Raw genomic sequence first — 2,101 nt, forward strand, 5'->3', positions numbered from 1 at the left:
ACGGGGTGGCCGGGGCGGACGCGGCGGCCGGGGCGGAAGGAGCCGCGGGCGTCGCGGACGCGGGGCCCTCCGCCGCGGTGCGGGTGCGGCGCGGGCGGTCCGCTCCCGCCGCCCGGCCCGCGCCACGGGCCGGGGCGGCCGGGAGGGTGCCCTTCAGCGGACCCCACTCGTTCGGGTCGGGAACCCCCGGCGGCAGCATCTGCCGCCGCTTGGGTCCACCGTGATCGGACTCCCCCGGCTCCTTGGCCCCCGGCCACGCCTTGGCCACCCGCGCCGCCAGGACGAAGTCCTTGCGCAGCGGGTGCCCCTCGAAGCCCTCCGGCAGCAGCAGCGGCTCCAGCCCGGGGTGGCCCTCGAACCGCACGCCGAACATCTCGTGGGTCTCCCGCTCGTGCCAGGCCGCGCCCGCGTAGACCTCGACCGCGGTGGCCAGCACCGGGGCGTCGTGCGGCACGGTGGTGCGCAGCAGCAGCCGCCGCACCGGCCCGAGGGCGACCACGTGGGCGCAGACCCGGAAGCCGGCGCCCGGCTCGTCGACCGCGCTCAGCCAGTCGAAGAAGGTGCATCCGAGCCGGTCCCGGGCCACGGTCAGCGCCTCGGTCCAGGAACCCGGCGGGACGTCGACGGTCAGGACCTCGTACGACTCGTGCGCCTCGGCCCCGTCGCCGAAGAGCGCGTCCGCCGGCTCCGGCAGCCACCCGTCGCTCATCGCGCCTCGTCCCCCTCCGCGGCCGGCGGCCGGACCAGCCCGCTGTTCAGGGCCGCGGCGGAGGGGCGGGGTGCGGCGCCGCCCCTGCCGTACCGCTCCCCCAGCGACTCGCGGGCGATCTTCTCCTGGAGCTTGATGATCCCCTGGAGCAGCGCCTCCGGCCGCGGCGGGCAGCCCGGCACGTAGACGTCGACGGGGACGATCTGGTCGACGCCCTTGGTGACCGCGTACGAGTCCCAGTACGGGCCCCCGCAGTTGGCACAGGCACCGAAGGAGATGACGTACTTCGGCTCCGGCATCTGCTCGTAGAGCCGCTTCACCGCGGGCGCCATCTTGTCGGTGACGGTGCCGGAGACGACCATCAGGTCGGCCTGGCGCGGCCCCGGTGCGAACGGAATGACGCCCAGACGCATGAAGTCGTGCCGCGACATCGACGCGGCGATGAACTCGATGGCGCAGCAGGCGAGCCCGAAGTTGAAGACCCAGAGTGAGTAGCGGCGGCCCCAGTTGAGGACCACCTTCATCGGCTCGGGCGCGAGGCGGGACAGCACGCCCAGCTTCCTCGGCTCGGGCAGCACCGTCGGCTCGGGCAGCATCACGGGCTCGGCCACGGGGCCGTCCGCGGCGGCGGAGCCGTTTCCGGCGGCGGCAGGGTTCACGTCCACTCCAGGACGCCCTTCCTGTAGGCGTACAGCAGGCCCACGGCGAGGAAGCCGAGGAAGAGGAACATCTCCACGAGGGTGGCGGCGCCGTATCCCGGCGCGTCGAAGACGGTCGCCCAGGGGAAGAGGAACACCGAGTCCACCGCGAAGATCACATAGAGGAACGCGTAGACGTAGTAGCGGACCTGGGTGTGCGCCCAGCCCTCGCCGACGGGGTCGACGCCGCACTCGTAGGTGAGCAGTTTCTCGGGGGTCGGCACCACCGGCCGCAGCAGGCGTGCCGCGCCGAAGGCGACGGCGACGAACAGCACCCCCACCACGGCGAGGAGGCCGACGACCGAGTAGGAGGGGAAGTAGTCGGGCACCTCGGTCCTCGCTCCTCACGTCAGGTTGCCTCGGAAACATGCGCAACGGGAGTCTAGGCCCTGGGTCCTCGCCCCGGTCCGGGTGCGGTGGTGGGGTTTCGGTCGCGGGGTTCGGGTCGCGAGTGCGGGCGGCACGGCCCGGGCGGGGAGGTCCCCGCGTACCCCCGAGGCTCCCCGGGGGTGGGGTTATCCCCCCGTGCCGCTCGGCGGGCCGCCTCATGGCGCGGGCACGTTCCCGCGCGGCAGTCTGGCCCCATGACCACCGAACCGACACCGGCCCCGGTCCCGGACCCGGTCCCGCCGCCCCCGGCCCAGCCGCCGGGCCAGCTCCCGGCCCAGCCGGCCGGCGAGCCCCCGGCCCAGCT

At 74.6% G+C, this 2,101-nt stretch carries 3 protein-coding genes; all 3 read right to left on the reverse strand.

The features are described 5' to 3' along the window. Window positions 1-709, reverse strand: a 709-nt coding sequence (locus ACOV8S_RS17625; RefSeq protein ID WP_448318713.1) for an NADH-quinone oxidoreductase subunit C, incomplete at its 3' end; no start/stop codon positions are given. Next, window positions 706-1,374 (reverse strand): NADH-quinone oxidoreductase subunit B, encoded by a 669-nt coding sequence (locus ACOV8S_RS17630; protein WP_448318714.1) that lies wholly within the window; start codon window positions 1,372-1,374, stop codon window positions 706-708. The genes ACOV8S_RS17625 and ACOV8S_RS17630, both read right to left, overlap by 4 nt. Next, entirely contained in the window at window positions 1,365-1,736 is a 372-nt protein-coding gene (locus ACOV8S_RS17635) for an NADH-quinone oxidoreductase subunit A (protein WP_108954861.1), read from the reverse strand. The genes ACOV8S_RS17630 and ACOV8S_RS17635 overlap by 10 nt, the downstream gene beginning before the upstream one ends. Window positions 1,737-2,101 lie beyond the last annotated feature (365 nt).

Source organism: Streptomyces sp. CO7, assembly GCF_053474865.1.